This window comes from Citrobacter sp. Cs237 (genome assembly GCF_030332325.1).
GTDB classification, from domain to species: Bacteria; Pseudomonadota; Gammaproteobacteria; order Enterobacterales; family Enterobacteriaceae; genus Citrobacter_A; species Citrobacter_A sedlakii.
Map to the genome: position 1 here is coordinate 64,610 of NZ_JAOWIB010000105.1, position 12,859 is coordinate 77,468.

Below are 12,859 nucleotides of genomic sequence, written 5' to 3' on the forward strand. Positions count from 1 at the left end.
AGAACGCCGCATGGATTTAAAAGCGCTGGTACAACGACTGAACCCGATCTGCTTTCGCGCGCTGGAACAGGCCGCGGAGCGTAGCCGGGCGCAGGGACACTGGTTTGTGGAGCCTGAGCATCTGCTGCTGGCCCTGCTGGACGACGAGCACAGCGATCTGGCCTGCTGCCTCAGCGGCGCGGGGATTGCCGCCGACGCGCTGCGCGACGAGATCCGACGCGCCCTGGCGCAGTTCAAAACTGGCTGTACGCGGGTGCCGATCTTTTCCATACAACTGGCAGAACTGCTGGAAGGGACGCTGCTGTTGGCCTCCCTCCGCCAGATGAAGAACGTACGTTCCGCGCTGCTGCTGCTGACGCTACTTACCCGAGAGCGCCTGCGCGCCCAACTGGCGCTGGGGATGCCGCTGCTGCTGAAGATCCCCGCCGAAACGCTGGAAGAACAGTGGCAGAGCTGGTGTCGCGGCTCCGCTGAAACGGTGTGCGATGCGCCAGGCGAAGCCCCGGCGGTTGGTGATGAGAACGTGCTGGAACAGTACACCTATGATCTCACCCACGACGCCAGAGAGGGGCGGATCGATCCGATTATCGGGCGCGACGCCGAGATCCGCCAGTGCATTGATATTCTGCTGCGCCGTCGGCAGAACAACCCGATTCTGGTGGGCGCGCCCGGCGTCGGCAAAACCGCCGTCGCCGAAGGGCTGGCGCTGCGCATCGCTGAAGGCAGCGTGCCGCCGCCGCTGCGCGATGTGGCCCTGCTGGCGCTCGATCTCGGCCTGTTGCAGGCGGGCGCAGGGGTGAAGGGGGAATTTGAGCAGCGGCTGAAAAGGGTGATCGAGGCGGTAAAAAAATCCCCGCAGCCGATCATTTTATTTATCGACGAGGCCCACACGCTGATTGGCGCGGGCGGCGCCGAGGGCGGCAGCGACGCCGCCAACCTGCTGAAACCCGCATTAGCGCGCGGCGAGCTGCGCACCATCGCCGCCACGACGTGGCAAGAGTACAAAAAGTATTTCGAGAAGGACCCGGCGCTGGACCGCCGTTTTCAGCGTATTCAGATCGAAGAGCCGGACGAAAACCGCGCAGTGGTGATGCTGCGGGCGGTGGCCGACAAGCTGGAGGCGCATCACGGGGTGCAAATCCTGGATACCGCCATCCGCGAGGCGGTGCGCCTGTCGCAGCGCTACATCTCCGGACGTCAGCTGCCGGACAAGGCCATCAGCGTGCTCGACACCGCCTGCGCGCGGGTGGCGCTGGCACAGCATGACGTGCCGCCCGCGCTGGAAGAGATCCGTCAGCAGCAGGCGGCCATCGAAGAAGAGAGCGCGCGCCTGAACCGCGAGCTGCTGGTGGGCGTCGATCATCACGATCGGCTGTGCGAGCTGGAGGCGCAGGCGCAGAAGTTACAGCTGCAGGCGCGGGAGGTGGAAGAGCGCTGGCAGGATGAGCGTCAGCGGGTCGGCGAGTTACTGGCCGCCCGCCAACGGATGCTGGATCTCAGCGCGCAGCCGGAAGACGACGAGCTGGAGCAGGCGCTGGTGGAGTGCGCGGCGCTGATCGGCAAGCTGGAAACCGCCGCCGCCCAGCTGCGCGACGAAGTGCCGCTGGTGCCGGACTGCGTGGATGCCGCCACCGTTGCGGCGGTGATCGGCGGCTGGACGGGTATTCCGCTCGGGCAGATGCTCACCGACGAAGCCCACGCCCTGCGCACGCTGGCCGAACGGATGAGCGAGCGGGTGATGGGGCAACAGGCAGCGCTGGAAACCATCGCCCAGCGGCTGCGCGCTTACCGCAGCGGCCTGACCGATCCGCAAAAGCCGGTCGGCGTGTTTTTGCTGGTGGGACCCACCGGCGTCGGCAAAACTGAAACCGCGTATGCGCTGGCCGACGCCCTGTACGGCGGCGAACGCAATCTCATCACGATTAATCTGTCTGAATATCAGGAAGCGCACACCGTCAGCCAGCTCAAAGGCGCGCCGCCGGGCTACGTCGGCTATGGCAGCGGCGGGGCGTTAACCGAAGCGGTGCGCCGCCGTCCTTACTCCGTGGTGCTGCTCGACGAAATCGAAAAGGCGCACCCGGACGTGCTGGAGGCGTTCTATAACGTCTTCGACAAAGGGGTGATGGAAGACGGCACCGGGCTGATTGTTGATTTTAAAAACACGGTGATGCTGGCGACCAGTAACGTCGGCGCGGAGTTAATTCTCGATACGCCTGCTTCTGAATTAAAAAGCGAGCGGTTTAACGAGGCATTGCGCGAGGAGTTGTTAAAGCATTTTCGTCCGGCGTTTTTGGCGCGGATGACCACGGTGGCTTATCGGGCGCTGGATGAGGAGATATTAAAAGGGATTGTGCTGGCGAAACTGGAGAAATTAGCGCAGCGGTATTTTGTGGCGACGGGAGAGAGGTTGAATATGGATGAGGGGTTGGTCGAAAGGGTGATGGAGAAATGTAAGGGAGTCGGGGCCAGAGATGTTGAGAACCTGGTGGTTGGGGAAGTGATGGGTGTTCAATTATAATTGCTAAACGGTGATGTCATGTGTAGAAGACGGATTAATACAAGCAATGTTACACGTGGGAAACAGTGTGTATACGCTGCTCTTGACAATATAGGTATTCGTTATCGTTCTAAAATTAATACAGCTTTATCTGGGGGAGGTGAAGATAATTATATGTCATGCAATGCAGTTATACGTATCGATGGGGTAACTGAGGCAATTGAGGGAAGTTATAATGCAATGACTTGTACACATGCTGAAATGACGGCATTGGATAATTATTTTTCATCTGCGAATAAAGATAAAAAAATTAATTGTATTGAAATATCATCTCCACCTTGTAAATCTTGTGCTTTTGTTCTTGAACTTTTGGGATTAATCGGCGTGGTAAAAACAACAGGCGATATATATAAGCATTTTACAAGCTCATGGAAATGGCCGGTTAGCTTGCAAGATAAAAGCATTTTTGATGTTAGTAGATGGAGCACTATTAAAACATATTTTAATGATTCAGGCTTAGATGAAGATGAAATCCTTAAATACGTTGTTGACGTTGTTCGCACGAACTCTCCTCTGTAGTGATTTTGAGTTATGAAATACCGGATGGCGATCCGGCCTACAAAGGCTGCAAATCCCGTAGGCCCGGTAAGCGTAGCGCCACCATGCATGACGTACTCTTCAAATATAAAAGGAATTTCCCATGCCCGACACCACCATCATAAAACTCACTGCCCCAACCCTGACCGGCCTGACCGCCACTACCGCGCAAACCGAATCGCAACTTAACGCCTTGACCACCGCCACCGTCGCCGCAACCACCGCCGCGCCGCTAACCTTAGACAGCGCGCTGGCGACCCATCTGACCGCCACTATAAATAACGCCGACTATGACGGACTGATTGCCGAAGCGCACCAGCTTCCGGCGACCAGCAACGCTGATCGCTATCAGTTTGTCCTGCGCCCCTGGCTATGGTGGCTGACGCTCGCCAGCAATAACCGTGTGTTTCAGAACCTCAGTGCGCAGGAGATTGTCGAGAAGGTCTTTAAAGACGGTGGGTTTACCGACTATCAATTCAAGCTGAAAACCAAACCAACAAAGCGCGAATACTGCCTGCAATACAACGAAAGCGATTTTAATTTTGTCTCGCGACTGCTGGAGCAGGAGGGGATCTTCTGGTTCTTCACTCATGCGCAAGGTAAGCACACGCTGATGCTGGCGGATGATAACAGCGCCTTCCCGCCCATTGCAGGCGACAAAAAGGTGAAGTATCAGGCGGCAGCAAGCGGCACACGGGAAACCGGGGCGATTCGCTCGGTAGAGCTGCGTCTACAGGCTACTTCGCAGGGGTTCCAGAGCAGCGACTTTAACTATGAGCAGCCAAAAGCGGCGCTGTTCGCCCAGGCCGGTGAGAAGAAGGGCGGCACGCAGTATCAGCACCCCGGCAGGTTTAGTGAAAAAGCGCAGGGCGACGCGCTGGCGGCGTGGAAGGTCAATGCCCTGAAGGCGCAGGCCAAACAGCTGGTGGGCGAAAGCGACTGCGCGGCGCTGATGGCCGGACACTGGTTTTCCTTAACCGATCACGATGACAAATCCCTGAACATCGACTGGCTGGTCACCGCTGTCAGTCATGAATACGATGGTGAACGCTATCGCAACCGCTTTACCGCCATTCCAAAGGCCACGCCGTATCGCCCGCTCGCCGTGACGCCGCAGCCCTTTATGCATACGCAAACGGCGACGGTGGTCGGCAAAAGTGGCGAGGAGATCTGGACCGATAAACTCGGGCGGGTAAAAGTGCAGTTCTCGTGGGACAGAGAAGGCAAAAGCGACGAAACCAGCTCCTGCTGGTTGCGGGTGGCTACCGCCTGGAGCGGCAACGGCTTTGGCACGCAGTTTATCCCGCGCATTGGCCAGGAAGTGGTGGTGAGCTTTATCGACGGCGACCCGGATAAGCCGCTCATTACCGGCTGCGTGTACAACGGCGCGAATGCATTGCCGTATGCCCTTCCGGCGAACCAGACCCAGTCCGGCATTAAAACCCACAGCGCAAAAGGTTTTAACGAACTGCGCTTTGACGATAAAAAAGACGCCGAGCTGCTGGCGATGCAGGCGCAGAAAGATTTCCAGCTTACGGTGCTCAACGACAGCAAAACAGCGATCGGCCACGACGACATTCAGAGCGTCAAAAACGATCGCACGCGTACCGTTGAAGAGGGCAACGAAACCGTCATCCTGAAAAAGGGCAACCGCACGGTGAAAATTGAGAAGGGCAGCGACATCCTGGAGGTGAAGGACAAGCGTAGCGTGACGGTGAAGGGCGATCAGGAACATGCCATCGACGGCAACGACACACATAAGGTGAAGGGCGACTACACGCTTAACGTCGACGGCAATTTGACCATCAAGGTCAGCGGCACGCTAACCCTGGAGAGCGGCAAAACCCTGAAAGTGAAAAGCGGGGCGGATCTTAACGCCAGCGCCTCGGGCAGCCTGAAGCTGGACGCGACCAACATCGCCAGTGAAGCAAAAGCCTCGTTGACCCAGAAAGCGGCAACCATCAGTCAGGAAGCAAAAGCGACCCTGACCAGCAAAGCCAGCGCCACCCAGACCGTGGACGGTGGCGGCATGCTGATTATTAAAGGCGGGATGGTGAAGATCAACTGACGGAGACGTGATGAACGAAACGCTGGAGCTGCAGCAGGATCGTACCCGCATTCAGGCCGGGCTGAGCGGCGGCCTGCTTAACGGCGAGACGCGCATTGAGGAGCACGGTCGACTGCTGGCGATCCTGCGTTATCAGCAGGGGTTACTGCACGGCAAAATGGAGAACTGGCACCCTAACGGACACCTGGCGCTGGAACAGGTGTTTCAGTACGGCAGGCTTCATGGCGTCGCACGCTATTATTCGCCAGAAGGAATGCTGGTGCGGGAAGAACACTGGCATGACGGCGAACTGCATGGCGAATGTCGCAGCTTTTACCCCTCCGGCGCGCTGCACCTGCGCGAGCAGTGGCAACATGGCCTGAGGCATCAGTGCAGCGAACAGTTTTATCCCGACGGCGCACGGGCGCTGCGGCAATATTATGATTGCGGGAAGCTGACAAAAGAGACTGAGCGCTGGCTGCCGGACGGTCGTGCAGTGAGTGCCGACGGCAAGCCCCAGTCGCGGTTGAGTAAATGGACCGAGCGGCTGTAATCTGACGTCCTTGTAATGGGTGGGGAAGGCGCAAAAAGAGTGGCGATGATGTTGATATGGAAGGGTTTTTTTATCTGATTGATTTTTAAATTGATTGTTGGGGGCGGGATTTGGCGTGTTGGTAGAGGCTCTGATGGACGTTGAAGGCTTGTCGCTTATAACAGATCTGACTGGTCTTACAAACAGGCCGCTCTGTGCCAATTGCGGACATTCATAACCCTGTTGCAATTAAAGCTATATCTGGCAGATTGATCAACCAGTAAACATACGTAAAACCGAACCCTCTCTACAGGAGAAGGTTCGCTGTAAAAGTATCCTCGGATCTTACAGTTCCTGCGCTGTTGGGCGGAAAATAATTTCGTTTACGCCAACATCCTCCGGCTCACCTATGGCAAATGCAACCATACGGGCATAGGTTTCAGGAGGGATGCCAACCTTACCGACATAATCTTGGTTAGCAGCCTGGACATCCTTATCGCTGATATGGTCCAGTAATTCGGTTGATACCGCTCCCGGAGAAATGATCGTGGCACGGACATTGTATGTGCTAGCCTCCTTTCTCAGCCCCTCGGTCAGGGCGCGTACCGCAAACTTAGTGGCTGAATAAACTGCAGAAGTCGGAAATACAAGATGACCTGCAACCGAAGCTGTATTTATGATGTGACCGGACTGCTGGGCTTTCATTATAGGGAGCGCCGCAGCGATACCGTGCAGGACTCCTCTCAGATTGACGTCAATCATCATGTCCCATTCATTTACCTTTGCCTGATCAAGGGATGAAAGCGGCATTACTCCCGCATTGTTGATGAGTACATCAATGCGTCCCCATTTTGCCACGGCAGTATCGACCAGTTTTTTCACATCCTCCAGACGCGTGACATCAGTAGTCTGTGCCAGCGCCTCACCACCCTGTCCGTTAATATCATTCGCGATAACATCAATTCGCTCAGCACGCCGGGCCGCCAGTACGACCCGGCCACCTTGTTTTGCCAGATACCGTGCTGCAGCCTCGCCCATCCCGCTTGACGCACCGGTAATAACGATAACTTTACCTTTAATATTCTCTCTCATAAGGGTTACCTTCAGTAATTAGTTGAACACATAACGGGAATAAGCCCAGGTGAGACAAGTTGTCTGATAGCAACTGTATCTTCCTGTTTTCTAAATACCACTCCGGGCCGTTAACGACCGACAAGCTTCATACCCCCTTCCCGATAACGTTCGCCTTTAACAGGCCATCTCTCAAAAATCGCTTCTATCTGAAGATAATCATCCGGCGTAATGTTCACCTCCACGGCCCCGATATTTTCCTGCAGCCGTTCCGGCTTCGGAAAGACCGAAATGTTTAACTTAACCCTCGGAAATCAAGTCTTTTACCGTTCCGGCAACATCCTCAATAGGAACCGCCGGATCAACCCGATGCTGATAGAAAAGATCAATACAGTCGGTACGTAAGCGTCTGAGCGACTGCTCGGCAACCTGCCGTATACGTTCCGGGCGACTGTCCAGTTCACCCAGGCTGGCATCACCCTCTTTCCAGCCAAATTTAGTGGCAATGATGACGTTCTGCCTGAAAGGCTGAACGGCTTCCCCCAGCCACTCTTCGTTATCTGCGCCATAAGCCTCAGCCGTGTCAAAAAATGTTATGCCCTCTTTAAAGGCCGAGCGGATAAGGTCAATTGCTACCTTCTTGCTCTGGCTGGGGCCATAGCCATAGGAGAGTCCCATACATCCCAACCCCATCTCTGAAACTCTTAATCCCATACTGCCAAGCGTCCTGTATTTCATAACTTAATCCTCACGTCTGTTTATCACTTAGCGGTTAGTAGATGCCTTGCTGATCCCAGAATGCACAGTGATGATCATCAGAAAAACGTCCTGAAACCATCGTCGCCGCTGGCAAAGCGAAAGTCATGAAGTTATCGCGTTGCGGGCTGTATCGGGACCAGGCTTGTTCGCGTGATGACATTTTTTCCATTGCAACAAAATAGCTAACCATTTCGTCCGATAATTTTTCCTGCAACGGATTTAATGTGATATGAGCTGAGCTTCCGCCATGGAATCCGGGAAACAGATACGCCAGTTCAAAGGTATGCGCCGCAAGCAGCGGGAAAGTCGTTGGGCCTACATAGGATGGTGCCGTACGATCGCTGAACTCATAAGCATATACAGTTATTATGTCTGAGAGCGCCTGGTTCAGGGCGCGAGCCGGGCACGAGAACAAGCTGTCGGTGACCGTAGCGGCAAATGCCTCACTCGGGTTTTCATAGTCGCTGAGCGGATACTCGGCAAGAACCCTGGATTTCAGCGTGTCTCCATACTGGTGACCGATCCACTCCGGGTAGGCTTTTGCCTGCAGAGACTTACCATTCATTAACTCTGGCAAGGCCACAAAGAAATGACCTTCGTCGCGCGTCGTACCGTTAATCAGCGTGACAGGGTTAATATTGCCGTTTTTATAAGCGTCTGCCGGATGTATGGGGATGACGCTGCCATCAATGATGAGCTGGTTCTGCAGATACGGCGTCTGCATTTTCAGTATCCGCTGTGTCGGTACCGCCCTCAGGCAGCCTGAATCTTCTGGGTTGCAACCCAACGCCCGTGCAAACTCTGCACCGGTCTCCTGCGCCACTTTGAGAGGATGCGGTGCGCCAAAAGCGGGGTAGCGGGACATAATGGCTGCGCCACTCATTGAGAGCACATGCTGGAACAATCCTGCCGAGCCTGGCGCGACGATATGCGCCATAACACTATTGCCGCCTGATGATTCTCCGGCAATTGTCACGTTTGAAGGATCGCCGCCAAACGCAGAAATATTTTTCTGTACCCAGCGTAGCGCAGCCTGCTGATCCATTAGCCCGTAGTTAACTGATTCATGGCCTTCCGAATCAAGTCCCGACACAGACAGGAAGCCAAACACGCCCAAACGGTAATTCAGCGTGACCACTACGGCTTTGCCCTGGGTGACCAGCTTTGAAGGGTCATAATCGGCACCCTGGCCTACCTGAAGCGCACCACCATGGATCCAGACAAAAACAGGCAGCCTCTTATCTTCCTTACCAGAGACAGCAGGGCGATAGACGTTAAGATAAAGACAATCTTCGCTACCGCCAGCGCTGGCAAAATCACCGAGATCGGCATTTTGTGCACAACGGTTCGCCAGCGCGTTTGCTTTTCTCGGCGTGGACCATGAAGCGACGGCATGGGGCGGCTGCCAGCGAAGCTGATTGACCGGGGGCGCGGCATAAGGCAGGCCGAGCCACGAAATGACACCTTCTTTTTCTGTTCCGATCACCGGGCCAGAATGCGTACGAATCAATGTGGGATCTTTTGCCGGGGCTGAAGCACTGAACAGCCCCGCTGCGCTAACGATAACCGCTGCCGCAATTTTACTAGCGGGGAAGTGAGATTTCATACTAAATCCTGAGACTGAAAAAACATGGCATAACTATAGAGGCTCAGCGCTAAGAAAATTAGTCGGGTAATATTGGTTAGAATCATGAAGAATTCTCATAAATTGGTCAGTGGTCTGGTAAGGTAAACCGGAAAGGCCGACAAACGTCTTTTCAGGCATGGCACAGAGGGGCAATGCAGATTCATTGGTCAAGAGGAGATGCCAGTGGTACGAAATAATATTAATGATTTGGCCGCATTTCTCACCGTAGCGCGGGAGCGAAGCTTCACAAAGGCGGCGGCAAAGATGAGCATCTCACAATCTGCCCTGAGCCATACGATCCGTAATCTCGAGAAAAGGCTTGGCATCCGGCTGTTGACTCGCACTACCCGTTCGGTAACCCCAACGGAAGCCGGAGAGCGTTTGTTGGAAGGGATTGGCGCGCACTTTGATGGGATCGAAGCGCAGCTTGAGGCGCTCAATGCGTTTAAAGATAAACCTTCAGGGACAATAAGAATTAACGCTCCTGATTTTGCCATCAGTTGCGTGCTGCTGCCCAAATTGCGGGAGTTTATCCCGCGTTATCCGGACGTCACCGTTGAACTGGTGCAGGATAATGGCCTATCAGATATTGTGAACGACCGATTTGATGCGGGCGTCAGAATGGGATATCAGTTAGCCAATGGGATGATATCAGCGCGTATAAGCCCGGATTTTCGTTTTGCGGTAATCGGCGCGAAATCGTATTTCGCCAGCCACGAGGAACCGCAAAAACCTCAGGATTTAATCCACCATAGCTGCATCAATTATCGTTTTCTTACCAGAGGCGGTATCTATGCATGGGAATTCGAGGAAGACGGACGGGAAATAAAAATACGGGTTGATGGCCAACTGATTTTCAATGATATTTTTCATGTACTTGATGCCGCTGTAGCGGGGCTGGGGCTTGCTTATGTACCGGAAGACATTGCCCAGCCCTGGATTGAAAAAGGTGACGTAATAAGAGTTCTTGAGGAGTTCTCTCCCTTCTGGGACGGATTTTATCTTTATTATCCGCATCGCCATCAGGCTTCACCAGCTTTCAGTGAACTTCTTAAAGCCTTGCGCGTACAGGATTAAGGTACGATGCTGCATTTTATATGCAGTGCCGAGTGTGGCTACAGATCTTTATATTGCTCATCGCTGACAGGTTCGAACCACTGAGCATTTTTACCATCACGAATTTAGGTCGCAGTAAAATGTCTGCGGGTATCAGGCCGACTTTATTACAGGGTCTAAGGTCAGCTTCTCGCTCAGAGCGGACTGTCAGCCTAAAGCAGTCTGCTAAGTTCCAGAAGTAGACATCGAGGAATAGAGGAACATACTCGGTAAAACTCTTTGATTCACCTAGAAGATTCGGTGCAATTATCTATTCTCGTTTATCGTTTATTCGATCACAAAATTAACTTCCTATTGTTGTTGGTATCTGTTATAAAAACCTAATATTTTTAATGGAATCACTAATTATAAAAAAGAGCATCAATGAAAAAAATATGGAAATCATTAAACCTTGGCATCACCCATTTTTTATTCTTCTATATGGCAATACTCGTCATCATGCCTCAGAGAGGCCTTGTATACCCAATTGTTATTTGGCTGGGGATGATTATCCTAAGCGGGCTAGTTATACATTATTATTGGAACAAAAAATCGACCAATCAGCTGGCCACTCGCCTTCGAAAAAGTCATAGAAAAACGCAAAGTGCGGCATTGTTTTCGTCGTTATTGTTCTTATTGACATGTATTTCCTTTAAGATTATTGATCATATCAGTATCATCATTCCAAATGCATTAATTATCATGACCACCTTACTAATTGCATATACAATTTTATCCCACCTAAAATCTTTTGACAATAAAGAAAAAAACATAATTGCAAAAGTAAAACTAGGGATTAAATATTCATGGGTAATAGTAACTTTAATTTCATATTATCTTGCTCGCTCGCTAGTCTCTAACTCATTTGATATTCCTTTTGACACCACATTTAACAAGCTCATGACAGCAGTCACGGCCTTGCTTTTTATATTTATTTTCTACTATGCTATTTATTTTATGTGCACCCCTTATTTAACCCTTATTATTCCACAGGTGAAAAAGGTAAAGGCAACACCCTGTTGTGATATTAACTATTCAATGTCTGTTTTTGCTCCATTATTTTTTATTGGTTACATTTCATATATTGCATTTAGTGTTCAGACATTCTCCATCATCAAATTCGGTTACGGATTTGCCATGGAATATGATACACGAGACACTTTCTTTTGTAGGAATAAATATATGTGGCTCAACGAACATCCTAAAGCTCGATTTATGTTTCTCTCTGAAGGAAACTACCGTGCATTAATACCTCATCATGATGACTTTACAATATCACGCTTAACCTGTACGAATAGTGAGCCGTACTATTCACTAGTTACCGTAAAAGATAAAAAAGATTTCATGTTAGATGCTTTGAATCAGCGAGCAGAGATGCTTGCTATCGACCTAAAGACAGCAATATCCCCGAATGCCCAATAATATTCACCAGTTACGTAGCTATGCACACGAAATCCCACACTTTAAAGGATGCATACTGCGGGATAGATTACAGGCATTAGGTTCTGAGGTCTAAAACGTCCGCTCCTCGCTCACAGCGGACCTTCAGCTTAGGTAACTTGCTCGCTTCGTGCCTGGAGCGGACATTGCTAATCAACGAGATATATGCAACCTGAATACGGAGCTCTTTATGGTCACCACACATGTTTTCATCGCGGTCAGTCTTGATGGTTATATCGCTCGACAGGATGGCGATATCGACTGGCTGTTGAAGCGCGATGACCCGACAGAAGATCATGGCTATGCCGCATTCATTGCGGACAAAGATTGGATCATTATGGGGCGAGGCAGCTATGAGAAGGTGCTGACCTTTGACGAATGGCCTTATGATCGGCCCGTGCTGGTGCTTTCCCGGCAGCTAACCGATACCCCCGTGCCCAAGACGCTGAAGGGTAAAGTGCAGTTTTCATGCCGCACGCCAGGGGAGGCTCTTGCTGACCTGATGGAGAAGAACGTGCACCGGGTCTATATCGATGGTGGGCAATTAATACAGTCGTTCCTGCGCGAAGGTCTGGTCGCCGATATCGTTATCACTACCGTTCCTGTCCTGCTTGGTTCGGGAAAACCGCTGTTTGGAGAACTGCCCCATGATATCGGTTTGACGCTATTATCCAGCCGCAGCTTCCCTTCGGGTCTGGTGCAGTCGCACTATCGGCTGACGTCATAAGCTGAATATAAGCACAGTGGCGACCTTCGCTAAAGCGAGAAAATGCCCCAGTTGCCAGCGGTACTGTTTTACTTCTACGACCTTGCTTCAGTTCGCTGAAAAAGCAGTGCATCAAAAAACGGGCCTACAAAACCCAGGATCTGGCTCGTGCAGATCTCTTCGATGACATTGACCTGTTCAACAATCGGCGCTGGCGGTAAAGCCATGGTAAAGCCATATTGGGGCGTCAGTGACCCTGGACTTGATTAACAGAGTAAACCCGTCACCATCATACAGCTGGTAATCGGCATCTTTAGGTTTGGCGGCTTTGATTTCCGTATCGGTTAACGGCTTGGTTTTTCTTGCCATAGGGAGTCTCCATGCGTTTAGGCCCAACGAAAACAATAGAGCTTTTCGTTGGGCCTATCAATGGGCCTAAAAGTTTCGGATTTAATTAGTTCTCTTCGGACTTCGCGGGACAAATTCAA

The 12,859-nt window shown here is 52.0% G+C and carries 9 protein-coding genes and 3 pseudogenes; 8 read left to right on the plus strand and 4 right to left on the minus strand.

Annotation, left to right across the window (positions count from 1 at the left end):
- Positions 1-10 precede the first annotated feature (10 nt).
- From tssH to OGY07_RS12905, 4 genes are all read left to right on the plus strand, one after another.
- Complete coding sequence (gene tssH, locus OGY07_RS12890; RefSeq protein ID WP_286600998.1) at positions 11-2,518, plus strand: type VI secretion system ATPase TssH; 2,508 nt, start codon at positions 11-13, stop codon at positions 2,516-2,518.
- Positions 2,519-2,536: 18 nt separating this feature from the next.
- On the plus strand, positions 2,537-3,076 hold the full coding sequence (locus OGY07_RS12895) for a hypothetical protein (RefSeq protein ID WP_286600999.1): 540 nt from the start codon (positions 2,537-2,539) through the stop codon (positions 3,074-3,076).
- Between the two features lie 121 nt (positions 3,077-3,197).
- Positions 3,198-5,162, plus strand: a complete 1,965-nt coding sequence (locus OGY07_RS12900; protein ID WP_286601001.1) for a type VI secretion system Vgr family protein — start codon at positions 3,198-3,200, stop codon at positions 5,160-5,162.
- A 10-nt stretch (positions 5,163-5,172) separates the two neighbouring features.
- Complete coding sequence (locus OGY07_RS12905; RefSeq protein ID WP_286601003.1) at positions 5,173-5,694, plus strand: toxin-antitoxin system YwqK family antitoxin; 522 nt, start codon at positions 5,173-5,175, stop codon at positions 5,692-5,694.
- 324 nt (positions 5,695-6,018) lie between these two features.
- On the opposite strand, the gene OGY07_RS12910 is transcribed toward OGY07_RS12905, so the two are convergent.
- The 3 genes and pseudogenes from OGY07_RS12910 to OGY07_RS12920 form a co-directional block, all read right to left on the minus strand.
- A complete protein-coding gene (locus tag OGY07_RS12910; RefSeq protein WP_060569175.1) occupies positions 6,019-6,765 on the minus strand; it encodes an SDR family oxidoreductase in 747 nt (248 codons plus the stop codon).
- Positions 6,766-7,047: 282 nt separating this feature from the next.
- A pseudogene (locus OGY07_RS12915) lies at positions 7,048-7,482 on the minus strand (aldo/keto reductase); the annotation flags it as partial.
- A 34-nt stretch (positions 7,483-7,516) separates the two neighbouring features.
- Positions 7,517-9,109 (minus strand): carboxylesterase/lipase family protein, encoded by a 1,593-nt coding sequence (locus OGY07_RS12920; RefSeq protein ID WP_286601005.1) that lies wholly within the window; start codon positions 9,107-9,109, stop codon positions 7,517-7,519.
- Between the two features lie 204 nt (positions 9,110-9,313).
- Between OGY07_RS12920 and OGY07_RS12925 the strand changes: the two genes are divergently transcribed.
- The 4 genes and pseudogenes from OGY07_RS12925 to OGY07_RS12940 all read left to right on the plus strand — a co-directional run.
- Positions 9,314-10,207, plus strand: coding sequence for a LysR family transcriptional regulator (locus OGY07_RS12925; RefSeq protein WP_286601007.1), 894 nt, complete (start codon positions 9,314-9,316; stop codon positions 10,205-10,207).
- 402 nt (positions 10,208-10,609) lie between these two features.
- Complete coding sequence (locus tag OGY07_RS12930) at positions 10,610-11,647, plus strand: hypothetical protein (RefSeq protein WP_286601009.1); 1,038 nt, start codon at positions 10,610-10,612, stop codon at positions 11,645-11,647.
- Positions 11,648-11,855: 208 nt separating this feature from the next.
- Entirely contained in the window at positions 11,856-12,392 is a 537-nt protein-coding gene (locus tag OGY07_RS12935; RefSeq protein WP_286601012.1) for a dihydrofolate reductase family protein, read from the plus strand.
- Between the two features lie 86 nt (positions 12,393-12,478).
- Positions 12,479-12,592: pseudogene (locus tag OGY07_RS12940) on the plus strand (IS3 family transposase); the annotation flags it as partial.
- 7 nt (positions 12,593-12,599) lie between these two features.
- Here the strand turns inward: OGY07_RS12940 and OGY07_RS12945 are convergent.
- Positions 12,600-12,740, minus strand: a pseudogene (locus OGY07_RS12945) (integrase); the annotation flags it as partial.
- Positions 12,741-12,859: the final 119 nt, after the last annotated feature.